The organism is Streptomyces chiangmaiensis, assembly GCF_036281785.1.
GTDB lineage: Bacteria > Actinomycetota > Actinomycetes > Streptomycetales > Streptomycetaceae > Streptomyces > Streptomyces chiangmaiensis.
This window is the reverse complement of record NZ_JAYWVC010000016.1, coordinates 26,645-50,759: the sequence shown is the minus strand read 5'-3', so window position 1 is coordinate 50,759 and position 24,115 is coordinate 26,645. Positions and strand designations below refer to the sequence as shown.

Annotated in this window: 22 protein-coding genes; 3 read left to right on the top strand and 19 right to left on the bottom strand. The window is 69.6% G+C overall.

Going from position 1 to position 24,115, the window contains the following annotated elements:
- Positions 1 to 2: 2 nt before the first annotated feature.
- Genes nuoL through VXC91_RS07895 form a run of 12 tightly spaced genes read right to left on the bottom strand, consistent with a single transcriptional unit; the run spans position 3 to position 12,799 of the window.
- Positions 3 to 1,922, bottom strand: coding sequence for an NADH-quinone oxidoreductase subunit L (gene nuoL / locus VXC91_RS07950; protein ID WP_329506193.1), 1,920 nt, complete (start codon positions 1,920 to 1,922; stop codon positions 3 to 5).
- Between the two features lie 14 nt (positions 1,923 to 1,936).
- Positions 1,937 to 2,236 carry an NADH-quinone oxidoreductase subunit NuoK gene (gene nuoK / locus VXC91_RS07945; protein WP_039651090.1) on the bottom strand — a complete coding sequence of 100 codons (300 nt, stop codon included), beginning with the start codon at positions 2,234 to 2,236 and terminating at the stop codon, positions 1,937 to 1,939.
- Entirely contained in the window at positions 2,233 to 3,075 is an 843-nt protein-coding gene (locus VXC91_RS07940) for an NADH-quinone oxidoreductase subunit J (RefSeq protein ID WP_329506191.1), read from the bottom strand. Before VXC91_RS07940 ends, nuoK begins: the two co-directional genes overlap by 4 nt.
- Complete coding sequence (nuoI, locus tag VXC91_RS07935; protein WP_329506190.1) at positions 3,072 to 3,662, bottom strand: NADH-quinone oxidoreductase subunit NuoI; 591 nt, start codon at positions 3,660 to 3,662, stop codon at positions 3,072 to 3,074. Before nuoI ends, VXC91_RS07940 begins: the two co-directional genes overlap by 4 nt.
- A complete protein-coding gene (gene nuoH, locus VXC91_RS07930) occupies positions 3,655 to 5,019 on the bottom strand; it encodes an NADH-quinone oxidoreductase subunit NuoH (protein WP_329506189.1) in 1,365 nt (454 codons plus the stop codon). The genes nuoI and nuoH overlap by 8 nt, the downstream gene beginning before the upstream one ends.
- Positions 5,016 to 7,520, bottom strand: coding sequence for an NADH-quinone oxidoreductase subunit G (locus VXC91_RS07925; protein ID WP_329506187.1), 2,505 nt, complete (start codon positions 7,518 to 7,520; stop codon positions 5,016 to 5,018). The genes nuoH and VXC91_RS07925 overlap by 4 nt, the downstream gene beginning before the upstream one ends.
- Positions 7,517 to 8,902 (bottom strand): NADH-quinone oxidoreductase subunit NuoF, encoded by a 1,386-nt coding sequence (gene nuoF, locus VXC91_RS07920; RefSeq protein WP_329506186.1) that lies wholly within the window; start codon positions 8,900 to 8,902, stop codon positions 7,517 to 7,519. Before nuoF ends, VXC91_RS07925 begins: the two co-directional genes overlap by 4 nt.
- Positions 8,902 to 9,774: an NADH-quinone oxidoreductase subunit NuoE gene (gene nuoE, locus VXC91_RS07915; RefSeq protein ID WP_329506185.1), complete on the bottom strand. Its 873-nt coding sequence runs from the start codon at positions 9,772 to 9,774 to the stop codon at positions 8,902 to 8,904. The genes nuoF and nuoE overlap by 1 nt, the downstream gene beginning before the upstream one ends.
- A complete protein-coding gene (locus VXC91_RS07910) occupies positions 9,771 to 11,102 on the bottom strand; it encodes an NADH-quinone oxidoreductase subunit D (RefSeq protein ID WP_329506183.1) in 1,332 nt (443 codons plus the stop codon). Before VXC91_RS07910 ends, nuoE begins: the two co-directional genes overlap by 4 nt.
- Positions 11,099 to 11,875, bottom strand: a complete 777-nt coding sequence (locus tag VXC91_RS07905; protein WP_329506182.1) for an NADH-quinone oxidoreductase subunit C — start codon at positions 11,873 to 11,875, stop codon at positions 11,099 to 11,101. The genes VXC91_RS07910 and VXC91_RS07905 overlap by 4 nt, the downstream gene beginning before the upstream one ends.
- Positions 11,872 to 12,426, bottom strand: a complete 555-nt coding sequence (locus VXC91_RS07900; protein ID WP_329506180.1) for a NuoB/complex I 20 kDa subunit family protein — start codon at positions 12,424 to 12,426, stop codon at positions 11,872 to 11,874. The genes VXC91_RS07905 and VXC91_RS07900 overlap by 4 nt, the downstream gene beginning before the upstream one ends.
- Before the next feature lie 13 nt (positions 12,427 to 12,439).
- Positions 12,440 to 12,799 carry an NADH-quinone oxidoreductase subunit A gene (locus VXC91_RS07895; protein WP_007383963.1) on the bottom strand — a complete coding sequence of 120 codons (360 nt, stop codon included), beginning with the start codon at positions 12,797 to 12,799 and terminating at the stop codon, positions 12,440 to 12,442.
- 787 nt (positions 12,800 to 13,586) lie between these two features.
- Between VXC91_RS07895 and VXC91_RS07890 the strand changes: the two genes are divergently transcribed.
- Positions 13,587 to 14,393, top strand: coding sequence for a C40 family peptidase (locus VXC91_RS07890; RefSeq protein ID WP_329506178.1), 807 nt, complete (start codon positions 13,587 to 13,589; stop codon positions 14,391 to 14,393).
- A 61-nt stretch (positions 14,394 to 14,454) separates the two neighbouring features.
- Here VXC91_RS07890 and VXC91_RS07885 read toward each other — a convergent pair whose 3' ends face one another.
- Together VXC91_RS07885 and VXC91_RS07880 are read right to left on the bottom strand one after the other, a co-directional pair.
- Positions 14,455 to 16,245: a hydroxysqualene dehydroxylase gene (locus VXC91_RS07885; protein ID WP_329506176.1), complete on the bottom strand. Its 1,791-nt coding sequence runs from the start codon at positions 16,243 to 16,245 to the stop codon at positions 14,455 to 14,457.
- Positions 16,246 to 16,332: 87 nt separating this feature from the next.
- On the bottom strand, positions 16,333 to 17,622 hold the full coding sequence (locus tag VXC91_RS07880; protein WP_329506174.1) for a geranylgeranyl reductase family protein: 1,290 nt from the start codon (positions 17,620 to 17,622) through the stop codon (positions 16,333 to 16,335).
- A 157-nt stretch (positions 17,623 to 17,779) separates the two neighbouring features.
- Between VXC91_RS07880 and VXC91_RS07875 the strand changes: the two genes are divergently transcribed.
- Positions 17,780 to 18,286: a GNAT family N-acetyltransferase gene (locus VXC91_RS07875; protein WP_329506172.1), complete on the top strand. Its 507-nt coding sequence runs from the start codon at positions 17,780 to 17,782 to the stop codon at positions 18,284 to 18,286.
- 93 nt (positions 18,287 to 18,379) lie between these two features.
- Positions 18,380 to 18,718, top strand: coding sequence for a PASTA domain-containing protein (locus tag VXC91_RS07870; protein WP_329506170.1), 339 nt, complete (start codon positions 18,380 to 18,382; stop codon positions 18,716 to 18,718).
- A 57-nt stretch (positions 18,719 to 18,775) separates the two neighbouring features.
- On the opposite strand, the gene VXC91_RS07865 is transcribed toward VXC91_RS07870, so the two are convergent.
- The 5 genes from VXC91_RS07865 to VXC91_RS07845 form a co-directional block, all read right to left on the bottom strand.
- Positions 18,776 to 19,471: a demethylmenaquinone methyltransferase gene (locus VXC91_RS07865; RefSeq protein ID WP_329506169.1), complete on the bottom strand. Its 696-nt coding sequence runs from the start codon at positions 19,469 to 19,471 to the stop codon at positions 18,776 to 18,778.
- A 94-nt stretch (positions 19,472 to 19,565) separates the two neighbouring features.
- Positions 19,566 to 20,216, bottom strand: coding sequence for a hypothetical protein (locus VXC91_RS07860; RefSeq protein WP_329506168.1), 651 nt, complete (start codon positions 20,214 to 20,216; stop codon positions 19,566 to 19,568).
- A gap of 7 nt (positions 20,217 to 20,223) precedes the next feature.
- A complete protein-coding gene (gene mqnC, locus VXC91_RS07855) occupies positions 20,224 to 21,423 on the bottom strand; it encodes a cyclic dehypoxanthinyl futalosine synthase (protein WP_329506167.1) in 1,200 nt (399 codons plus the stop codon).
- A gap of 120 nt (positions 21,424 to 21,543) precedes the next feature.
- Positions 21,544 to 22,269, bottom strand: coding sequence for a prepilin peptidase (locus VXC91_RS07850; RefSeq protein ID WP_329506166.1), 726 nt, complete (start codon positions 22,267 to 22,269; stop codon positions 21,544 to 21,546).
- Positions 22,248 to 24,023, bottom strand: a complete 1,776-nt coding sequence (locus tag VXC91_RS07845) for a serine/threonine-protein kinase (RefSeq protein WP_329506165.1) — start codon at positions 24,021 to 24,023, stop codon at positions 22,248 to 22,250. The genes VXC91_RS07850 and VXC91_RS07845 overlap by 22 nt, the downstream gene beginning before the upstream one ends.
- Positions 24,024 to 24,115 lie beyond the last annotated feature (92 nt).

The following is a 24,115-nucleotide window of genomic DNA, read 5'->3' as shown; positions in this document are numbered from 1 at the left end:
TATCAGACCGCCCTCATCAGCAGGGTCAGGGCGACGAGCACCGCCGCACCGCCGAACATCGACACCGCGTACGACCGCGCGTAGCCGTTCTGCAGTCGTCGGAGCCGACCGGAGAGGCCGCCGACCGAGGCCGCCGTGCCATTGACGACGCCGTCGACCAAGGTGTGGTCCATGTAGACCAGCGACCGCGTGAGGTGCTCTCCGCCGCGAACGAGGACGACGTGGTTGAAGTCGTCCTGGAGCAGGTCACGCCGTGCGGCCCGGGTGAGCAGCGATCCGCGCGGGGCGACGGCCGGGACGGGACGGCGGCCGTACTGGGCGTAGGCGATGCCGACGCCGACGAGCAGCAGCACCAGGGTCGCGGCCGTGACCGCCCCGGCGCTGATGGGCGAGTTGCCCTCCTCGTGTCCGGTGACGGGCTCCAGCCAGTGCAGGAAGCGGTCCCCGATCGAGAAGAGCCCGCCCGCGAACACCGACCCGAAGGCCAGCACGATCATGGGGATCGTCATGACGCTCGGCGACTCGTGCGGGTGCGGCTCGTGGCCGTCCGCGTCCGGCTGCCAGCGCTTCTCGCCGAAGAAGGTCATGATCATCACGCGCGTCATGTAGTACGCGGTGATGGCCGCGCCCAGCAGGGCCGCGCCACCGAGGATCCAGCCCTCGGTGCCGCCCTTGGCGAAGGCCGCCTCGATGATCTTGTCCTTGGAGAAGAAGCCCGACAGGCCGGGGAAGCCGATGATGGCCAGGTAGCCGAGGCCGAAGGTGACGAATGTGACCGGCATGTACTTCCGCAGGCCGCCGTACTTGCGCATGTCGACCTCGTCGTTCATGCCGTGCATGACCGAACCGGCGCCGAGGAACAGCCCGGCCTTGAAGAAGCCGTGCGTCACCAGGTGCATGATCGCGAAGACGTAGCCGATGGGGCCGAGGCCCGCGGCGAGCACCATGTAGCCGATCTGCGACATGGTCGAGCCGGCCAGCGCCTTCTTGATGTCGTCCTTCGCACAACCGACGATCGCACCGAAGAGGAGTGTGACGGCGCCGACCACGGTCACGGCCAGTTGTGCGTCGGGCGCGGCGTCGAAGATGACGCCGGAGCGGACGATCAGGTATACGCCCGCGGTCACCATGGTCGCGGCGTGGATGAGGGCCGAGACCGGGGTCGGGCCTTCCATCGCGTCCCCGAGCCAGGACTGCAGCGGCACCTGCGCCGACTTTCCGCACGCGGCGAGCAGCAGCAGCAGAGCGACGGCGGTGAGCTTGCCCTCGCCGCCCGGCGCGGCAGCGCCTGATGTCAACGTGTCCACGCCCGCGAAGACCGGCCCGAAGGCGAAGGTCCCGAAGGTCGTGAACATCAGCATGATGGCGATCGACAGGCCCATGTCGCCGACGCGGTTGACGAGGAACGCCTTCTTCGCCGCGGTGGCCGCGCTGGGCTTGTGCTGCCAGAAGCCGATCAGCAGGTACGAGGCGAGACCGACGCCCTCCCAGCCGACGTACAGCAGCAGGTAGTTGTCGGCGAGGACGAGCAACAGCATTGCCGCGAGGAACAGGTTCAGATAGCCGAAGAAGCGGCGCCGGCGCTCGTCGTGCTCCATGTACCCGACCGAGTACAGATGGATGAGCGAGCCGACACCGGTGATCAGCAGGACGAACGTCATCGACAGCTGGTCGAGCCGGAAGGTGACGTCGGCCTGGAAGCCTGCCACCGGGATCCAGCTGAACAGGTGCTGCGTCAGGGTGCGCTGATCCGCGGCCTTCCCCAGCATGTCGGCGAAGAGGAGGACGCCGAACAGGAAGGAGAGGGCGGCGAGCAGCGTGCCGATCCAGTGGCCGACCGCGTCCAGCCTTCTGCCGCCGCACACCAGGACGGCCGCTCCGAGCAGGGGCGCCGCGATCAGCAGCGCAATCAGGTTCTCCACGATTCAGCGACCCCTTACAGCTTCATCAGGCTGGCGTCGTCGACCGAGGCCGAGTGGCGGGTACGGAACAGCGACACGATGATCGCGAGCCCGACCACGACCTCCGCGGCGGCGACGACCATCGTGAAGAAGGCGATGATCTGGCCGTCGAGATTGCCGTGCATCCGGGAAAAGGTGACGAACGCGAGGTTGCACGCGTTGAGCATCAACTCGATGCACATGAACAGCACGATCGCGTTCCGCCGGATCAGCACGCCGGTGGCGCCGATCGTGAACAACAGGGCGGCGAGATACAGGTAGTTGACCGGGTTCACTTCGACGCCTCCTCGGTCCTCTTCAGAGCCGGCCGCTCGTCCTCGGCCCGCTCCAGGCGCTCCGCGGCGCGCTGTTCCAGGGCCTTCAGATCACCGAGCGCCTCGTCGGACACGTCACGGATCTGACCGCGCTCCCGCAGCGTCTTGTTGACGGTCAGCTCGGACGGAGTGCCGTCCGGCAGGAGGCCGGCGATGTCCACCGCGTTGTGCCGGGCGTAGACGCCGGGGGCCGGGAGCGGCGGAAGGTGCTTGCCCTCACGTACGCGCTGCTCGGACAGCTCGCGCTGGGTCTTGGCGCGCTCGGTGCGCTCGCGGTGGGTGAGCACCATGGCGCCGACCGCGGCCGTGATGAGAAGGACGCCCGTGATTTCGAAGGCGAACACGTACTTGGTGAAGATGAGGGCCGCCAGACCCTCGACATTGCCGTTCGCGTTCGCCTTGCCGAGGCCGTTGAAGTCCTTCAGTGAGGCATTGGCGATGCCGGCGAACAGCAGGATGCCGAAGCCGAGCCCGCACACAAGGGCCAGCCAGCGCTGGCCCTTGATGGTCTCCTTCAGGGAGTCCGCCGCCGTGACACCGACGAGCATCACCACGAACAGGAACAGCATCATGATCGCGCCGGTGTAGACGACGATCTGCACGATCCCCAGGAAGTAGGCGCCGTTGGCGAGGTAGAACACCGCCAGCACGATCATGGTGCCGGCCAGGCAGAGCGCACTGTGCACGGCCTTCTTCATGAGGACGGTGCCCAGGGCGCCGATCACCGCGACGATGCCGAGGACCCAGAACTGGAAGGCCTCACCGGTGGAGGTGGTGTAGGCGGCAAGCTGCGAAGTCATGCGTCAGCCCCCTGTTCTCCCTTGGAGACGGCCACCTGACGCTCTGTGCCGGGCGCGGCCTCCGTCACCAGGCCCCGGTAGTAGTCCTGCTCGTCCATCCCCGGGTAGATGGCGTGCGGCGTGTCGACCATGCCCTCTTCGAGGCCGGCGAGCAGCTGCTCCTTGGTGTAGATGAGGTTGGCGCGGCTGGAGTCCGCCAGCTCGAACTGGTTCGTCATCGTGAGCGCGCGCGTGGGGCACGCCTCGATGCACAGGCCGCACAGGATGCAGCGGGCGTAGTTGATCTGGTAGACCCGCCCATACCGCTCACCCGGCGAGTAGCGCTCCTCGTCGGTGTTGTCCGCGCCCTCCACGTAGATCGCATCGGCGGGGCAGGCCCAGGCGCACAGCTCGCAGCCGACGCACTTCTCCAGACCGTCCGGATGGCGGTTGAGCTGGTGCCGGCCGTGGAACCGCGGAGCCGTGGTCTTCTTCTGCTCCGGGTACTGCTCGGTCAGCCGCTTCTTGAACATGGCCCTGAAGGTCACGCCGAAGCCGGCCACGGGGTTCTGGAAACCGGGCTTGGTCTCCTTGGGCTCCTCAGCCATCGGACGCCTCCTTTCCATCCGTAGATCCGTCACTGACAGTGTCCGATCCGCCACTGACAATCAGCTCCCGCTCCCTGCGCGGGTGGCGGCGGGGCACGGACGGAAGCGTCTGTCCCGGCAGCGGCGGCACGGGGAACCCGCCCGCCATCGGATCGAAGGCGGCGGGCTCCTCGGCGGGCCGCGCCGGCTCCTTCGCCTTCTCGCGGAACATGTCGACGACGAACGACATCAGCAGCAGCGCGAGGACGCCGCCCGCGACGTACAGGGCGATGTCGGCGAAGCCGTAGTTCTCGTTGCGCAGCACTCGCACGGTCGCCACGAGCATCAGCCAGACCACGGAGACCGGGATGAGAACCTTCCACCCGAGCTTCATCAGCTGGTCGTAGCGGACACGCGGAAGCGTGCCGCGCAGCCAGATGAAGAAGAACAGCAGCAGCTGCACCTTGATGACGAACCACAGCAGAGGCCACCAGCCGTGGTTCGCACCGGCCCAGAAGGTGCTGATCGGCCAGGGCGCCCGCCAGCCGCCCAGGAAGAGCGTGGTCGACACGGCGGAGACCGTCACCATGTTCACGTACTCGGCGAGCATGAACATCGCGAACTTGATCGACGAGTACTCGGTGTTGAAGCCACCGACCAGGTCGCCCTCGGACTCCGGCATGTCGAAGGGGGCGCGGTTGGTCTCACCGACCATCGTGACGATGTAGATGATGAACGAGACCGGCAGCAGCAGGATGAACCAGCGGTCGTGCTGCTGCTCGACGATCCTCGACGTCGACATCGACCCCGAGTAGAGGAACACGGAGGCGAAGGCGGCGCCCATGGCGATCTCGTACGAGATCATCTGAGCGCAGGAGCGCAACCCGCCGAGGAGCGGATAGGTGGATCCGGAGCTCCAGCCCGCCAGCACGATGCCGTAGATGCCGACCGAGGCGATCGCGAGGATGTACAGCATCGCGATCGGCAGGTCGGTCAGCTGCATCGCGGTGCGATGGCCGAAGATCGAGATCTCGTTGCCGGAGGGCCCGAAGGGGATCACCGCGATCGCCATGAAGGCCGGGATGGCCGCGACGATCGGCGCGAGGACGTAGACCACCTTGTCCGCGCGCTTGACGATGACGTCTTCCTTCAGCATCAGCTTCACGCCGTCGGCGAGCGACTGGAGCATGCCCCAGGGGCCGTGCCGGTTGGGGCCGATGCGCAGCTGCATCCACGCGACGACCTTGCGCTCCCACACGATGGAGAACAGCACGGTCACCATCAGGAAGGCGAAGCAGAAGACCGCCTTGATGACGACCAGCCACCACGGGTCGCGGCCGAACATGGAGAGGTCTTCAGCAGCGAGGTACGGGCTCATGCCTCCACCTCCTTGGGGGCGTCGGCGGGGATCGTCGCCGGGCCGATACGGACGAGAGTGCCGGGCAGCGCCCCGGTGTCGGAGCCGACGCCGCCGCCCGTGGAGTTCAGCGGAAGCCAGACGACACGGTCGGGCATCTCGGTGATCTGCAGCGGGAGTTGCACGGTTCCGGCGGGGCCGGTCACGGCCAGGGCGTCGCCGTTCTTGACGCCCGCCTCGGCGGCCGTGGCGGCGGAGACACGCGCGCGTGCCGCGTGCCGCGTGCCGGCGAGGGCGTCGTCACCCTCCTGGAGGCGGCCCTGGTCGAGCAGCAGCCGGTGGCCCGCGAGCACGGCCTCCCCGGCGGCGGGGCGGGCCAACTGCCCGCCGATCTCCAGGGGATTGTTTGCGCGGGGTCCGTCCCACGCCCCGAGCCGGTCCAGCTCCGTACGCAGAGTGTGCAGGTCCGGAAGCCCCAGGTGGATGTCCATCGCGTCGGAGAGCATCTGGAGCACGCGCACGTCGGTGGGTGCCAGGCGGCGGGTCATCTGGTCGGGCTTGAGCGCGGCGTCGAACATGCGGGCGCGGCCCTCCCAGTTGAGGAAGGTGCCCGACTTCTCGGCGACCGCCGCGACGGGCAGTACCACGTCCGCTCGCTCGGTGACCTCGCCGGGGCGCAGTTCGAGCGAGACCAGGAAGTCCACGGCGGAGAGCGCCTCACGCGCGCGTGCCGGGTCGGGCAGGTCGGCGATCTCGACACCGGCGACCACGACGGCCCGCAGTTCTCCGGTGGCCGCGGCCTCGACGATCTGGTTCGTGTCCCGGCCGTAGCGGTGCGGGAGTTCGGCGACACCCCAGGCGGCCGCGACCTCCTCCCGGGCGCGCGGGTCGGTGGCCGGACGTCCGCCCGGCAGCAGCGACGGCAGCGCGCCCACCTCGATCGCGCCGCGCTCCCCGGCCCGGCGCGGGATCCACACCAGGTCGGCTCCGGTCGCGGCCGCGGTCCGGACGGCGGCGGTCAGTCCGCCTGCCACACCGGCGAGGCGTTCGCCGACGACGATCACCGCGCCCTCGGTGCGCAGGGCCTCGGCGGCGCGTACGCCGTCCTCCTCCAGGCCGACCCTGCCGGCCAGCGCGTCCAGCCACTCGGTCTCGGTGCCGGGCGCGGCGGGCAGCAGCGTGCCGCCGGCCTTCTCAAGACCCCGGGTGGCATGCGTGGCGAGCGAGAAGACCCGTTGCCCGTGGCCCCGCCAGGCCTTGCGCAGCCGCAGGAAGACGCCGGGCGCCTCCTCCTCGGACTCGAATCCGACGAGCAGGACGGCGGGCGCCTTCTCGAGTGAGGTGTAGGTGACCCCCGTACCGTCGAGGTCGCGGCCGCGTCCGGCGATCCGGGCGGCCAGGAAGTCGGCCTCCTCGCCGCTGTGCACCCGCGCACGGAAGTCGATGTCGTTCGTGTCGAGGGCCACCCGCGCGAACTTGCTGTACGCGTAGGCGTCCTCGACGGTGAGCCGGCCGCCGGTCAGCACTCCGGCCCGGCCCCGTGCGGCCAGCAGGCCCCGGGCGGCCGCCTCCAGCGCCTCGGGCCAGGACGCCGGCTCCAGTTCACCGGACTCGCCTCGCACCAGCGGCGCCTCGAGCCGGTCCTTCATCTGCGCGTACCGGAAGCCGAACCGCCCCTTGTCGCAGATCCACTCCTCGTTGACCTCGGGGTCACTGGCCGCGAGGCGCCGCATGACCTTGCCGCGCCGGTGGTCCGTCCGGGTCGCGCAGCCTCCGGAGCAGTGCTCGCACACGGACGGCGACGAGACGAGGTCGAAGGGCCGGGAGCGGAAGCGGTACGCCGCCGACGTGAGCGCACCCACCGGGCAGATCTGGATGGTGTTGCCGGAGAAGTACGACTCGAAGGGGTCGCCCTCGCCGGTGCCTACCTGCTGAAGCGCGCCCCGCTCGAGCAGCTCGATCATCGGGTCGCCCGCGATCTGGTTGGAGAACCGGGTGCACCGGGCGCACAGCACGCACCGCTCCCGGTCGAGCAGCACCTGGGTGGAGATCGGGACGGGCTTCTCGTAGGTGCGCTTCCTGCCCTCGAAGCGGGACTCGGCGTTGCCGTGCGACATCGCCTGGTTCTGCAGCGGACACTCGCCGCCCTTGTCGCAGACCGGGCAGTCCAGCGGGTGGTTGATGAGCAGGAGCTCCATCACACCCTTCTGGGCCTTCTCGGCGACGGGGGAGGTGAGGTGGGTCTTCACGACCATCCCGTCCGTACAGGTGATCGTGCAGGAGGCCATGGGCTTGCGCTGGCCCTCGACCTCGACGATGCACTGCCGGCAGGCGCCGACCGGGTCGAGGAGGGGGTGGTCGCAGAAGCGGGGGATCTCGATGCCGAGCTGCTCGGCGGCGCGGATGACCAGGGTGCCCTTGGGCACGCTGATCTCGATGCCGTCGATCGTCAGCGACACGAGGTCCTCCGGCGGGACCGCCGCCTCTCCCCCTCCCGAGGGAGCGCTGGTGGTCACAGTCATGCGGTCACCTCCGTGGGCTTGTCCGCCCAGGCCGTGGACTTGGCCGGGTCGAAGGGGCAGCCCCGGCCCGTGATGTGCTCCTCGTACTCCTCGCGGAAGTACTTGAGGGAGGAGAAGATCGGCGAGGCGGCGCCGTCGCCGAGGGCGCAGAACGACTTGCCGTTGATGTTGTCGGCGATGTCGTTCAGCTTGTCGAGGTCGGACATCACGCCCTTGCCCGCCTCGATGTCCCGCAGCAACTGGACGAGCCAGTACGTGCCTTCGCGGCAGGGCGTGCACTTTCCGCAGGACTCGTGGGCATAGAACTCGGTCCAGCGGGTGACGGCACGGACCACGCAGGTCGTCTCGTCGAAGCACTGCAGGGCTTTGGTGCCGAGCATGGAGCCGGCGGCGCCCACGCCCTCGTAGTCGAGCGGGACGTCGAGGTGTTCGTCGGTGAACATGGGCGTCGAGGAACCGCCCGGCGTCCAGAACTTGAGGCAGTGGCCGGGCCGCATGCCGCCGCTCATGTCGAGCAGCTGGCGGAGCGTGATGCCCAGCGGGGCCTCGTACTGGCCGGGGTTCGCGACATGGCCGCTGAGCGAGTAGAGAGTGAAGCCCGGGGACTTCTCGCTGCCCATCGACCGGAACCATTCCTTGCCCCGGTGCAGGATCGCGGGAACCGATGCGATCGACTCGACGTTGTTCACCACAGTCGGGCAGGCGTAGAGGCCCGCGACCGCGGGGAAGGGAGGACGCAGCCGGGGCTGGCCACGGCGGCCCTCGAGCGAGTCGAGCAGTGCGGTCTCCTCACCGCAGATGTACGCGCCGGCGCCCGCGTGCACGGTGAGTTCGAGGTCGAGCCCGCTACCCAGAATGTTCTTGCCGAGGTAGCCCGCCGCGTAGGCCTCCGCCACGGCCGAGTGCAGCCGCCGCAGCACGGGGACGACTTCACCCCGCAGATAGATGAAGGCATGCGACGACCTGATGGCGTAGCACGCGATGACGATGCCCTCGATGAGGCTGTGCGGGTTGGCGAAGAGGAGCGGAATGTCCTTGCAGGTCCCGGGCTCCGATTCGTCGGCGTTGACAACGAGATAGTGAGGCTTGCCGTCGCCCTGGGGGATGAACTGCCACTTCATCCCCGTCGGGAATCCAGCTCCGCCGCGCCCGCGCAGCCCGGAGTCCTTGACGTACGCGATGACCTCGTCCGGCGACATGGCGAGGGCCTTGCGAAGCCCCTCGTACCCCTCGTGATTCCGGTAGACATCCAGCGTCCAGGACTTCTCCTCGTCCCAGAAGGCGGACAGGACGGGTGAGAGCAGCTTCTCGGGGCTGCTCTCTCCCGCACCCTCGAACTTGCTCGGGCGGGAGGTCCCCCCGTCCTCGGTGGTCACTGTCATCACTCCCCCTCCTCCGTGGCGGGACCCGCCGGGTGGGCCGGGTCGGAGGCCGATGTGTCCTGTGGCGCGTCGTGCGACCCGAGGTGCTCGGCCGGTGACGGCCCGTGCACCGGTTCGGGCCGCGGCTCGTCGTGCGGTCCGCCGTGCCGCGGGTGCACCACGCGCGCGGTGGGGGTCTCGCCCTTGGACAGCCGGAGCCCGACCAGCGAGGCCGGGCCCGCGCCGCCGGTCGCGTCGACGACCCCGTGCCGTTCGTCGGGGAAGCCGGCCAGCATCCGGGCGGTCTCCTTGAAGGTGCACAGGGGCGCGCCGCGGGTGGGTTCGACCTGCCGTCCCGCCCGCAGGTCGTCGACGAGGCTCTTGGCGCTCTCGGGGGTCTGGTTGTCGAAGAACTCCCAGTTGACCATCACGACCGGTGCGTAGTCGCAGGCCGCGTTGCACTCGATGTGTTCCAGGGTGACCTTGCCGTCGCCGGTGGTCTCGCCGTTCCCGACGCCCAGGTGCTCCTGGAGCGCGGAGAAGATCGCGTCACCGCCCATCACGGCGCACAGCGTGTTGGTGCAGACGCCCACCTGGTAGTCCCCGGAGGGCCCCCGCCGGTACATGGTGTAGAAGGTCGCGACCGCGGTGACCTCGGCCGTGGTCAGGTTCAGCATGTCCGCGCAGAACCGCATCCCGGTGCGCGTGACATGCCCTTCCTCCGACTGCACCAGGTGCAGCAGCGGCAGCAGGGCGGAGCGCGAGTCCGGGTAGCGGTCGATGATCTCGCGCGCGTCCCGCTCGAGCCGGGCCCGCACGTCGTCCGGGTAGTCGGGCGCGGGCAGCTCGGGCATGCCCAGGCTGATGCCGCGCTCCGAGGAACTGGTGGTCACCGGTCGACGCCTCCCATCACGGGGTCGATGGACGCGACGGCGACGATCACGTCGGCGACCTGGCCGCCCTCGCACATCGCCGCCATGGCCTGCAGATTGGTGAAGGACGGGTCACGGAAGTGGACCCGGTAGGGGCGGGTGCCGCCGTCGGAGACGACGTGCACCCCGAGTTCGCCCTTGGGCGACTCGACCGCCGAGTAGGCCTGTCCCGCCGGGACGCGGAATCCCTCGGTCACCAGCTTGAAGTGGTGGATCAGGGCCTCCATGGAGGTACCCATGATCTTCTTGATGTGGTCGAGGGAGTTGCCGAGCCCGTCCGGACCCAGGGCGAGCTGGGCGGGCCAGGCGATCTTCTTGTCGGCGACCATGACCGGACCGGGCTGCAGCCGGTCCAGGCACTGCTCGATGATCGCGAGCGACTGACGCATCTCCTCGAGCCGGATGAGGAAGCGGCCGTAGGCGTCGCACGTGTCGGCGGTCGGGATGTCGAAGTCGTAGGTCTCGTAGCCGCAGTAGGGCTGTGTCTTGCGCAGGTCGTGCGGCAGCCCGGCGGAGCGCAGGATCGGGCCGGTGGCACCGAGGGCCATGCACCCGGCCAGATCGAGGTAGCCGATGTCCTGCATGCGCGCCTTGAAGATGGGGTTCCCGGTGGCGAGCTTGTCGTACTCCGGGAGGTTCTTCTTCATCCTCTTCACGAACTCGCGGATCTGGTCCACCGCGCCCGGCGGCAGGTCCTGGGCGAGTCCACCGGGGCGGATGTAGGCATGGTTCATCCGCAGGCCGGTGATCAGCTCGTAGATGTCGAGGATCAACTCCCGGTCGCGGAAGCCGTAGATCATGATGGTGGTGGCGCCGAGCTCCATGCCTCCGGTGGCGATGCATACCAGGTGGGAGGACATCCGGTTGAGCTCCATCAGGAGCACGCGGATGATCGTGGCCCGGTCCGGGACCTGGTCCTCGATGCCGAGGAGCTTCTCGACCGCGAGGCAGTACGCCGTCTCGTTGAAGAACGGCGTCAGGTAGTCCATGCGCGTCACGAAGGTGGTGCCCTGCGTCCACGTGCGGTACTCGAGGTTCTTCTCGATACCGGTGTGGAGATACCCGATGCCGCAGCGGGCCTCTGTGACGGTCTCGCCCTCGATCTCCAGGATGAGCCGGAGCACACCGTGCGTGGACGGGTGCTGCGGGCCCATGTTGACGATGAGGCGCTCGTCGTCGGCACGGGCCGCGGACTGGACGACCTCGTCCCAGTCGCCGCCGGTGACCGTGTAGACGGTGCCCTCGGTCGTCTCGCGCGAGGAGGCGGAGGACGGAGTCTGCGTGCTCATGAGTACGACCTCCGCTGGTCGGGAGCCGGGATCTGGGCGCCCTTGTACTCGACGGGGATGCCGCCGAGGGGATAGTCCTTGCGCTGCGGGAATCCCTGCCAGTCGTCGGGCATCATGATCCGCGTCAGCGCCGGGTGGCCGTCGAAGATCAGGCCGAAGAAGTCGTACGTCTCGCGCTCATGCCAGTCGTTCGTGGGATAGACCGGGACGAGCGACGGGACGTGCGGGTCGGCGTCGGGGGCGCTGACCTCCAGGCGGATCACCCGGTTGTGGGTGATCGAGCGCAGGTGGTAGACGGCGTGCAGCTCTCGGCCCTTGTCGCCGGGGTAGTGCACTCCGCTCACGCCCGTGCACAGCTCGAAGCGGAGCGCCGGGTCGTCGCGGAGGGTCTGGGCGACAGCGACCAGGTACTCGCGCTCGATGTGGAAGGTCACCTCGCCCCGGTCGACGACGGTCTTCTCGATGGCGTTCTCGGGGACGAGTCCCTGTTCCTCGAGCGCGCCCTCGAGTTCGTCGGCGACCTCGTCGAACCAGCCTCCGTAGGGCCGCGCGGAGGCGCCCGGGAGCCGGATGGAGCGGACAAGGCCGCCGTATCCGGAGGTGTCCCCGCCGTTGTTGGCGCCGAACATGCCGCGCTGGACGCGGATCTCCTCACCGTGGTCGCCGCGCATCCCCGGGAGGTTCGCTGCGCCGAGGTCCTTCTCGGGATTGACGCCGTTGCCGTTGGCGCCGTCGCCCGGCGTGTTCGCGCCGTTGCTCTTGGCGTCGCTCATCGCAGCAGCCCCTTCATCTCGATCGTCGGGAGCGCCTTGAGCGCCGCTTCCTCCGCCTCGCGGGCCTCCTCCTCGGCGTTGACGCCGAGCTTGGAGGTCTGGATCTTGTGGTGGAGCTTGAGGATCGCGTCCATCAGCATCTCGGGCCGCGGCGGACAGCCGGGCAGATAGATGTCGACGGGGACGATGTGATCCACGCCCTGGACGATCGCGTAGTTGTTGAACATGCCGCCCGAGGAGGCGCAGACCCCCATGGAGATCACCCACTTGGGGTTCGGCATCTGGTCGTAGACCTGCCGGAGAACCGGCGCCATCTTCTGGCTGACCCGGCCCGCGACGATCATCAGGTCCGCCTGCCGGGGCGAGCCGCGGAAGACCTCCATGCCGAAGCGCGCGAGGTCGTAGCGGCCGGCTCCGGTGGTCATCATCTCGATGGCACAGCAGGCGAGGCCGAAGGTGGCGGGGAAGACCGACGCCTTGCGCACCCAGCCCGCGGCCTGCTCGACGGTGGTGAGAAGGAAACCGCTCGGCAGCTTTTCTTCGAGTCCCATGTCTAAAGGCCCCTCAGTCCCATTCCAGACCGCCGCGCCGCCATACGTACGCGTACGCGACGAAGACGGTGAGCACGAAGAGCAGCATCTCCACGAGCCCGAAAACCCCGAGGGCGTCGAAGGTGACGGCCCACGGATAGAGGAAGACGATCTCGATGTCGAAGACGATGAAGAGCATCGCCGTCAGGTAGTACTTGATGGGGAAGCGCCCGCCACCGGCCGGCGTGGGGGTCGGTTCGATACCGCACTCGTATGCCTCGAGCTTGGCGCGGTTGTACCGCTTCGGACCGATCAGCGTGGCCATGACCACGGAGAAGATCGCAAAGCCTGCCCCGAGGGCTCCCAGTACGAGGATGGGCGCATACGCGTTCACCGCTCCTCGCTCCTCTCAGTCGGCACTGACTGCTGGCGGTTGCGCTGGACTCACGACCGCCCCACCTGTCCCACGAGCCCCACTCGCCCCAGCGAAGATCGCGCACATGTGAAGCAGGTCACAAGCCCAACTGCCCCGCATCTTATGCCCGCCGGTATGTGATCTGCGACACGGGGGTCATCACGTACTTTGTGATCTCCACCACCCGGCGAAGGATCATGAAGTCGGATGAGCGGTGATCTTCGTACGCGAAGCAGTCGAGCGATCACCAAGAGGTGACATTTTCGCTCGTCTTCGCTGGTCGGAGCCATCTCGCATTATCAAAGAGGAAACGCTCGAGGCAAATTCGCCCTGGGCTCGACCCCTTGATAGAGGAGCCCGTTCACACGTCAGAGGGAGGAACGAGGGCGGATGTGGACGTGTGCACGCGTTCACGAGCGGGAGGCGAACCGTCACGGAACGAAGATGCGGGTGCCCGCGAGCACAGAGGGCGTCACCCGCACACGGGACGCCGCCGCAGCGGCGGCCGCTTCGTGATCTGCGTCACATCGGCAGGGGAGTCCGATGAGCGGGGCTTGGCCACCTGGGTCGACCGGTGGTAATTGCCGAGCAATTGGGACGTAACGACGAAAGGCCGTGATCACAGGCTTGATCATCGCTGTCCACAATGTCCGTTACGGCGTCAATAAGAATGGCCGCTCGGGGGATTTGAGGTGTCGATTGAACAACTGTGGTGCACCACACGTTCCTTGAAGGTATGGAGGAGCCCCTGATACCGGTTGTTCTCATGTCCCACACCGCTCACATACGCACCCACCGGAAGCCCCGCAACCGCAGCGCGTCGACGATCGCGATGCGGGCCGGAGTTGCCGGGGGCGTCCTCGGCCTGGCCGCCGCCGGCGCTTCGGCTACGGCGAACGCCGCCGAGCCGGTGACGCAGACGCTCGAACTGCCCACCCTGACCGCCGACCTGTCCCAGCAGGTCGCGCAGTCCGCCGCCGCCACCCAGCAGGCCGCAGCCAACTACCAGCTGCAGGCCGAACGTGACGCGGCCGCCGCAAAGGCCGCGAAGCAGGCCGAGGCGGACCTCGCGGAAGCCAAGAAGAAGGCCGCGGAGGCAGAGCGCAAGGCCGAGGCCGCGCGCAAGGCCGAGGCCGCGGCAGCCGCTTCGCGCAGCAGCGAGCGCACCGCCCTCGCCGCCACGTCGAACAGCACCGCGACGAGCACCTCCACGTCCACCGGTTCGGCCGCGGCGGTCATCGCCTTCGTCAAGGCGCAGATCGGCGACTCGTACGTCATGGGCGGCACCGGCCCCAACTCGTGGGACTGCTCCGGTCTCGTACAGGCCGCGTTCAAGCAGGTCGGCGTGGACCTGCCGCGCGTCTCCGGGAGCCAGTCGACGGCCGGCACGCAGGTCTCGCTGAGCAATCTGCAGCCGGGGGACATCCTCTACTGGGGCGGTGCGGGCAGCGCCTACCACGTCGGGGTGTACGTCGGCGACGGCATGTTCGTCGGCGCGCAGAACCCCTCCACCGGCGTGGTGGAGAAGCCGCTGTCGTACGACCCGCCGTCCGGCGCCGTCCGGGTGCTCTGAACAAGCCGTCCCGAGCCGTAGGGAGTGAAGGGCCGCAGCCGCTCGGGGGCGGCGGCCCTCCTCACCCCAGGTCGAAGGTGTTCGGCAGGCCGAGGCGGTAGCGCAACTCGTCGACGCGCTTGAGGGGCTCCAGCTCCGGCGGCTGGTAGTGACCCCAGGTGGCGCAGCGTGCCGCGGCCGAGCGGTCGGCTTCGAGCAGAGCGTTGACGGCATGCCGGGCGGCCTCGTTGGCGCCCTCCATGGAGGCCAGGTTCATGCCCGTGCGGACGTAGTCGCCGGCAAGGAAGAAGTTCGGCACGGCGGTCTTCGCCGAAGGGCGGTTGTAGAGCGAGCCGACGGGATGGATGAGGAGTTGCTCGCGGTTGGCCGGATCCGGCCCGCCCATGCCCGTCACGGCGGGGTCCAGGAACCACGCCACCCGGTCCTCGTCCTTCAGCACGGGATCCCCCGCGACGCCGACCGCGTCCTGGAGCTGGGCCCAGACCTCGGCCACGAACTCCTCACGGGTGCACTGTCGTGCCGTCTTCCCGTAGAGAATGCCGGGCTTGTCCCACTCGGAGGCGATGGCGGAGACGCAGTCCACGGCGCGCCCGTCCCCGTACTCGGCGGGAAAGTCGTGCGTGTCCCAGAACTGCGCCTGCCCGACCGCCGTCACCGACCAGGGTGAGTCGAGACAGTTGACGTGCCCGTTCACCATCGGCGTCCGCGTGCGCATGAAGTACTGCACGCCCACCATCCAGTCGGTGCGCAGCGCGTCGCACCGCGCGAGCTGCGGATCGGCTGCCCGCAGCGCGGGTCCCCACGTCGGACGCGCGTGTTCGACGGGGAGGGCGGAGACGTAGTGGTCGGCGGTGATCGTGCGCGCGTCGGTGCCGTCCGGGGCGGTGACGCGCACCCCGGCGATCCGCCCGTTTTCGTACAGCACGTCCCGCACCGACGTGGAGAGCACGAACTCCACGCCGAGTGAGCGCAGATGGGCGACCCACGGGTCGAGCCACGCCTCGGTCGTGGGGCCGTTGAGGACGCGGTCGATGTCGCCGTCCTGGCCGAGCCCGAGCAGGCCGAAGGCGAGGAAGTTCTCCATGTAGACGCCGGCGACCGTGCGGGTGGAGGACTCCTCGGCCTTGGTGGCCGTGAGGTTGCGGCTCTGGCCGATGGCGAAGATCCGGCGGTACTCCTCGCTGAAGTCCTCGGCCCGGATGAAGTCCCACCACGGCACCCTCTCCCACTGCTGGTCGCGGCGGACCTCGCAGCTGGTGAGGAAGACGAGCAGTCGGTTGACGAAATAACTCAGTTCGTACGCGGGCATCCGGGTTGCGAGACCGAGTACCGACAGCAGCTGGTCGCGGATCCAGGCCGGGGTGAGGTCGCCGAGGTGCGGGGGCGTGGTGACCCGGCGCAGGGGGAAGCGCAGATCGGCCCGGCCACCGGAGCGGGCGAACAGCGTCTCGGTGCCGGAGCGCAGGTTGTCGTGGACACCGTTGGCGTTGCCCGGGTACGGAATGCGGCGCAGGGTGTCAGGGAGATTGCGGTAGAAGCCGGGAATGAAGCGGAAGCCGTGTTCACCGGGCAGCGGTTTGCGGCCGGCGGCCGCCGATCCCGGGACGGGGATGGAGCGGGCCTTGCCGCCGAGGACGTCGTAGTACTCGTAGACGGTGACGCGGTAACCGCGTTCGGCGAGCTCGTGGGCGGCGGTCAGACCCGACACGCCGCCACCCAGGACGGCGACGTGCCCCTGACCGCGGGGGGCGGCCACCGCCGGGCCCGCGGATAGCGTGACCCCGACCGCGCCGCCCGCCGCACCGGCCGCCGCGCCTTTCAGAAGGGTTCGTCGACTGTGTCCCGTACGCATAGCTCGGCCCCCTTCGGCCACGGATGCATCATGCGCACGTCACCGTAGGGAGCCGACCCCCTGAGCGCCCGGACACTTGCTGAACCTTCACGCCTTCGGCGCCACCTTGCTCAGACCGTTGATGATCCGGTCCATCGCGTCGCCGCCCGTCGGGTCCGTCAGGTTGGCCAGGAGCTTCAGCGTGAACTTCATCAGCAGCGGGTGGGTCAGACCCCGCTGCGTCGCGACCTTCATCACCTTCGGGTTGCCGATGAGCTTCACAAAGGCGCGGCCCAGCGTGTAGTAGCCGCCGTAGGTGTCCTTGAGGATCTTCGGGTAGCTCTGCAGGGCCATCTCGCGTTGGGCCGGGGTCGCGCGGGCCATGGCCTGGACGATGACGTCCGCCGCGATCTGGCCCGACTCCATGGCGTAGGCGATGCCCTCGCCGTTGAAGGGGTTCACCAGGCCGCCCGCGTCACCGACGAGCAGCAGGCCCTTGGTGTAGTGCGGCTGGCGGTTGAAGGCCATGGGGAGGGCGGCACCGCGGATCGGGCCTGTCATGTTCTCGGGGGTGTAGCCCCAGTCCTCGGGCATCGAGGCGCACCACGCCTTCAACACCTCGCGCCAGTCCAGTTCCTTGAAGGACGCGGAGGTGTTCAGGACGCCCAGGCCGACGTTCGAGGTGCCGTCGCCCATGCCGAAGATCCAGCCGTAGCCCGGCAGCAGCCGCTCCTGGCCGTCGCGCCGGTCCCACAGCTCCAGCCAGGACTCCAGATAGTCGTCGTCGTGGCGCGGGGAGGTGAAGTACGTGCGCACCGCGACACCCATGGGACGGTCCTCACGGCGGTGCAGGCCCATCGCCAGCGACAGGCGCGTGGAGTTGCCGTCGGCGGCCACCACCAGCGGGGCGTGGAAGGTCACCTCGCGCTTCTCGTCGCCCAGCTTGGCGTGCACGCCGGTGATACGACCGGTGCGGTCGTCGATGACGGGCGCGCCCACGTTGCAGCGCTCGTACAGGCGCGCGCCGGCCTTCTGCGCCTGCCGGGCCAGCTGCTCGTCGAAGTCGTCACGCTTGCGGACCAGTCCGTAGTCCGGGTACGAGGCGAGGTCGGGCCAGTCCAGCTGGAGCCGCACCCCGCCACCGATGATGCGCAGACCCTTGTTGCGCAGCCAGCCGGCCTCCTGGGAGATGTCGATGCCCATCGCCACGAGCTGCTTGGTTGCACGGGGCGTGAGGCCGTCGCCGCACACCTTCTCGCGCGGGAAGGCGGTCTTCTCCAGCAACAGGACGTCGAGCCCGGCCTTCGCCAGGTAGTAGGCGGTGGTGGAACCGGCTGGCCCGGCCCCGACGACGATCACGTCGGCGGTGTGTTCGGTAAGGGGCTGGGGCTCGGTCACGGCGGGTTCTCCCCAAAGCTCGACAACGGCAACGACGACACGGGCACCGGCAGCGGCGGCAGCGCCGAAATCATCGGCGAAAACGGTGTGCTGACGGGCACCGGACATGGGCAGTCTATTCAGCGGTATCGATCCCCCGGCTGAAGGGCTGCCCTCCGTGAACCGAGCTCTCCCCGACGTACGGCTGCGCGTTCCCAGCGACGAGGACGCCTTCGCCTGGCACAGGATCTTCGACGACCCCGATGTCATGAAGTTCCACGGCGGCCGGGCCGCCGAGCTGTCCGTGTACGAGGAGCTCACTGCCCGCCAGCGCAGACACGACGCCGAGCGCGGCTTCTGTCTGTGGACCATGCTGGAGGAGTCGGGCGAGGTCATCGGCTTCACGGGCGCGCAGCCGTGGCCGCGCGAGTGGGGCCCGGAGGGCGAGATCGAGATCGGCTGGCGGCTCGGGCGGGCCCACTGGGGCAAGGGCTATGTCACCGCGGCCGCGCTCGCCACGCTGGAGCGGTTGCGGGCGGCGGGCGTGCCCCGGGTCGTGGCGATGGTCATGTCCGCCGACGAGCGGTCGATCGCGGTGACCCGGCGCCTGGGCATGGAGCCGGCCGAGGTGCTCACGCATCCCACCCTGGAAGAACCCGCACACTGCTATCGACTTGATCTGTGACGCTGGGTAGTCGACTGTTACAGAAAGACACGTGGCGCTTCCGGGTAGCACCCTCGGCCGGTTACCCTTCCAGTACCGCTGGGGGTGACATCTGTGCCTATAACACCCAAAACACCCGAAGTGCGCGTGCCGCGGCTGGTCGGTCTGATGGCCATGGACGCGCGCGAGGCCGCCGCGAAGCAGGGCGTGCAGCTGGCCGCTCCCGACCGGCCGGACTTCCACCTCACCGTCGTCGACTACGTCGTCCGTCAGTACCCCTTGCCCGGCACCGAGGTGCCGCGCGGTGCGGTGGTGACCGTGTGGTTCGACCTCAGCGAGGGCGAGGGCGGCGGGGGCGCCGGGGTCCGCGAGCCTCGGCTGCCCATTCCGCCACCGGGCGGACTGCGCCGTGAACTCGACGAGCCGGGCAGCGCCTTCGAGGTGCTCAGGTGACCTGACGCCGCCGTGCCCGAGGGTGGCCTCTGAGGGACTCTCCGAGCGGGGAGGACCTCAGACCTCCTTGAACCCGCGGTGCAGCGCCACGATCCCGCCCGTGAGGTTCCGCCACGCCACCGACGACCAGCCCGCCGTGCGCAGCCGCTCGGCCAGGGCGGGCTGGTCGGGCCAGGCGCGGATGGACTCGGCGAGGTAGACGTACGCATCGGGGTTGGACGACACCGCGCGCGCCACCGGCGGCAGTGCACGCATCAGGTACTCGGTGTAGACCGTGCGGAAGGGCACCCAGGTCGGGTGCGAGAACTCGCAGATCACGACCCGCCCGCCGGGCTTGGTCACTCGGTACAGCTCGCGCAGCGCCGCGTCCGTGTCCTGCACGTTGCGCAGTCCGAAGGAGATCGTCACCGCGTCGAAGACGTCGTCCTTGAACGGCAGCCGTGTCGCGTCACCGGCCGTGAACGGCAGCCAGGGGAGCCGCTTCTTGCCGACCCGGAGCATCCCGAGCGAGAAGTCGCAGGGAACGACGTACGCGCCCGTGCGCGCGAAAGGAAGGGACGAGGTCGCCGTGCCGGCGGCGAGGTCCAGGACCTTCTGCGCGGGGCGCGCGTCCACGGCCCTCGCGACCTCCTTGCGCCAGACCCGGTCCTGGCCGAGCGACAGCAGGTCGTTCGTCAGGTCGTACCGTTCCGCCACGTCGTCGAACATCGAGGCGACTTCGTGCGGCTGCTTGTCCAGGGATGCGCGGGTCACGGTCCCTATTGTGGCAGTACGGGCCGGGCCCGGCTGAGGCACCCGGCCCGTACGCCGGACAGCCCGGTTCGCCGAGGGTTCTCCGGCCGGCCCGTCAGCGGCGCCGGTGCACGAGCCGCCCGGCGACGACCGTCGCCACACAGGTGCCGGCTCCGCGCCCGGCGAGCGCGGCCTCGTCCGGGACGTCGAACACGGCGAACGTCGCGTCCCAGCCGTCCACACCGTCCGGCGGAAGCGGGAGCAGAACGGCCTCCGCCAGGCTGCGTCCGGCCAGCGGGTCGAGAGACGGCGGGCCCACCGGACGCTCGAAGCGCTCCTCCTGTGTCAGCCCCGCCCGGCGCACGGCGTCCACCACGGCGGGCCGCGACAGCCGTCCGGCCACGGCGACGGTGCCGTGCGCCAGCATCCGCCGCACCCCGCGCCGCGCGCTCGCGCCCCAGCGGGCGTCGTCCAGCGCCAGAGCCGTGAGGCCCTCGCCGACGATCGGCTCCGTGCCCAGGTCGTCGGCCTCGCGCGGATCGGGATGGTAGGCCCGCTCCAGCAGTTCGGGACCGTACGGATTCAGCAGCCCCGGCGTGAGGAGCCCCGGCCAGCGTCGCACCCGGGCCGTCGGATGCACCGCCGCCAGCGCCTCGTAAGGGCCGACGCCCGCGCACCGTCTGCCGTCGACGAGCACCGCACCTCCGGGCACGGCGGGCCGCCGATCCCCCGTGATCAGGAGGTCGGCGGCATGGATCGTCAGCACAGGCGGACTAGTTGGAGGCGAGCAGCTTCAGTTCGGGGTGGGCGGTTCCACCCTCGATCGCCGTCGACGAGATGTGGGACACCACTCGCTCGTCGACCGGGTCGTTCGCCGGGTCGTCGTGGACGACGAGGTGCTCGTACGTCGTGGCGCGCTGGGCCGGGACGCGACCCGCCTTGCGGATCAGGTCGATGATCTCGAGCCGGTTGGAGCGGTGCTTTGCCCCGGCGGACGAGACCACGTTCTCCTCGAGCATGATCGAGCCGAGGTCGTCCGCGCCGTAGTGCAGGGACAGCTGACCGACCTCCTTGCCGGTGGTCAGCCACGAGCCCTGGATGTGCTGGACGTTGTCGAGGAAGATGCGGGCGATCGCGATCATCCGCAGATACTCGAAGAGGGTGGCCTGGGTGCGGCCCTTCAGGTGGTTGTTCTCGGGCTGGTAGGTGTACGGGATGAAGGCCCGGAAGCCGCCCGTACGGTCCTGCACGTCACGGATCATCCGCAGATGCTCGATGCGCTCGGCGTTGGTCTCGCCGGTGCCCATGAGCATGGTGGACGTGGACTCGACGCCGAGGTTGTGCGCGGTCTCCATGATCTCCAGCCAGCGCTCGCCGCTCTCCTTGAGCGGGGCGATCGCCTTGCGCGGCCGCTCGGGAAGGAGTTCTGCACCGGCACCGGCGAAGGAGTCGAGCCCGGCGGCGTGGATGCGCGAGATGGCCTCTTCCACCGTGACGCCGGAGATCCGCGCCATGTGCTCGACCTCGGACGCCCCCAGACTGTGGATGACCAGCTGCGGAAAAGCCTCCTTGATGGCGCGGAAGTGCTTCTCGTAGTACTCGACGCCGTAGTCCGGGTGGTGTCCGCCCTGGAACATGATCTGCGTGCCGCCCAGCTCGACGGTCTCCGCGCATCGCCGCAGGATGTCGTCGAGGTCGCGGGTCCAGCCCTTGGCGGTGTCCTTCGGAGCCGCGTAGAAGGCACAGAACTTGCACGCCGTCACGCACACGTTCGTGTAGTTGATGTTGCGCTCGATGATGTACGTCGCAATGTGCTCGATACCGGCGTACTTGCGACGGCGGACGGCGTCGGCGGCGGCACCCAGAGCGTGCAGCGGGGCGTCGCGGTAGAGGGCGAGCGCTTCTTCGGGCGTGATCCGACCACCGGCGGCGGCGCGGTCGAGGACGGACTGAAGGTCGGCCTTCTCGGTCACCGGGCGTCCCTTTCGTAAGGGTGAGGAAAATCAGGCGCGAAGCGCATGCGAAGCAAGTGGTGGTGGGAGACGGGTGGACGGACCGAACCAGCCTACGCCAGCGGTTTCGCCGGCCCGACCTCAGGCCGCGTACGCGCCGATCAGCAGCCCGACGAAGGCGCCGGCGATGAGGAACGGCCCGAACGGGATCGCGGTCCGCCGCCCGGCCCGGCGCGCAAGGACGAGCCCGAGGCCGTACAGCCCGCCGAAGAGGAATCCGACGAAGGTCCCGAGCACCACGGTGGGCCAGCCGTACCAGCCGAGCACCGCCCCGAGCCCCAGCGCGAGCTTGACGTCGCCGAACCCCATGCCGTTCGGGTTGACGAGGAAGAGCAGGAAGTACGCACCGCCGAGCACGAGCGCGCCGAGGAGCGCGGTGAGCCACTTCCCGGCGTGCTCGGGCAGGGCCGCGGCGCCGCCGAGCAGGACCAGGGCGAGGGAGGCGAGCGGCAGGGTGACGACGTCGGGCAGCCGCTGCACCCGGAAGTCCACGATCGTCAGCAGTACACCGACGGGGGCGATCAGCAACCAGACGAGTAGTTCGGGACGGGTGCCGGTGGCGAGCGCGAGCCCTGCGCAGACCAGCGCGGTGACAGCGCACACGAGCACCGTCCCGGGACCGTACGGCCGCCCGTCCGCACACCGTGCCCGGCCGACCCACCCGCCGATCGGATGCCCGTCCGGACACCGGTCCCGCCACGGCTGCTCGGGCTCGACGGAGAGCCGGTAGGCCACCCGGGGCACCAGGGTCCCGGCCACCCCACCCCACAGCGCGGCACCGGCGATCAGCCAGAGGTCCAGATCCACGCCGACAGGGTAAGCGCCGGTCGGCCCGTCCGACTCGGCCGAACCGTGGGCTGGTCGACCTTCGCCAGGCGCGATGTCGGGTTGCCCGCGTCCGGGTTGTCCGTCTCGTACGCGAGGTCGGCGCCGGCCGGTGTCAGTCGCACCTCGTGCCGTCCGGTCGTGCACGTCGGCGGATTGGACTTCTTGGCCACGCTCGTGGCGACGAGCTGACGGGCCGTGGCCCGTTTGAGGAGCAGTACGTCGTCGCAGATGCCACCGAGCTGGTCGATGGACCGGAAGAGACCGATCTCCTCGCCCACCGCGGCCTGCTCGATGGTGACGCGGAAGGTGCCTGCGGGCAGTGTGCCCCCGAGTGCCGTCGCGTCCCCCTCCCATGTGCCGAGGTAGGCGGCGGGCACAGCGGACCCCCCGGTGCCCGGGGTGGCCGAACCATGGGTGGGTTTCCCGCCCCCGGCCGCGCTGTCCTTGTCCGTGCCGTCCTTGTCGAACAGCCCGAGAAGGAACGCCGAACCGACCGTCACCGCGGCCAGCGCCCCCGCGACGGCCAGCGCGATCGTGCAGCTCATGCGCCGGCCGCGACCGCCGGTTCCCGGTACGGAGGTCGTGGCGACGCTGACGGAGACTTTCCCGGGCCCGTCGACGGCGGCAGGCACGGCGTCCTGCGGCTGCTCCTGCCGTCGCGCCTGGGGCGCGTGGTCGGAAGATGTCCCGGGAGCGGTCATGACGGGCGGCGGGCCGAAGCCCCCCGCGGGCGCGGGCGCTTCGGGCCCGGCCGGAGCGACATCCACGCGCGGACCGGCCGCGGACGGCTCGTCCACCGGCGCCTCGCCCGATCCGGCCGGCCCCGACGGCGCCGCCCCCGCCTCCAGATTCAGCAGCTGTACGGCCTTGCGGCTGACCTGTTCCACGAGCGAGCCGGGCAGCCAGCCGTCGGACACCAGTCGCGACGCGCCCTGCGGGGCGAGCCGTCGGGCCACCTCCGCCGGAACGGGGCGCCCCGCCGGGTCCTTGGCGAGGCACGCGGCCACCAGTTCCCGCAATTCGCCCTCGATTCCCTCGAGTTCCGGCTCCTCGTGGACGACCTTGTACAGCAGCGCCGCGGACGAGTCGCCGGGGAAGGGCGGTTGCCCCGTCGTCGCGTACGCCAGCACCGCGCCCAGCGAGAAGACATCGGCGGCACCCGTGACGCCCTTGCCGAGGATCTGCTCGGGCGACATATAGCCGGGCGAGCCGATGGAGACGCCCGTGGAGGTGAGCGACGCGGTGCCGTCGATGGCCCGCGCGATACCGAAGTCGATGAGGACCGGGCCGTCCAGGGTCAGCAGGACGTTCGACGGTTTCACGTCCCGGTGGACAAGTCCGAGGCCGTGCACGGCCGTCAGGACCTCCGCGAGTCCCGCGCCCAGGGCCCGTACCGACGACAGCGGCAGCGGGCCGACGTCCGTCACCGCGGAGGTCAGGGACGGACCCGCCGCGTACCCGGTCGCGACCCATGGCACCGGCGCCTCCGGGTCCGCGTCCAGGACCGGTGCGGTCCAGGCGCCACCGACCCGCCGCGCCGCGTCCACCTCACGGCGGAAACGGGCACGGAACTCCTCGTCCAGCGCGAAATGCGGGTGCACGACCTTGACCGCGACCGTGCGCCCGCCCGCACTGCGCCCCAGATAGACGCGGCCCATCCCGCCGGAACCGAGTCTGCCGAGCAGCCGGTAGGGCCCCACGACGGCGGGTTCCCCGACCTCCAGCGGCTGCATGCCCCCCACCCCTCCCCCGTACGACTCCCAGCAGGGTAGTCCCCGGGGGCGCGCGGACGGCGTCCTGCGCTCCCCGAGTCCGGGGCAACTCC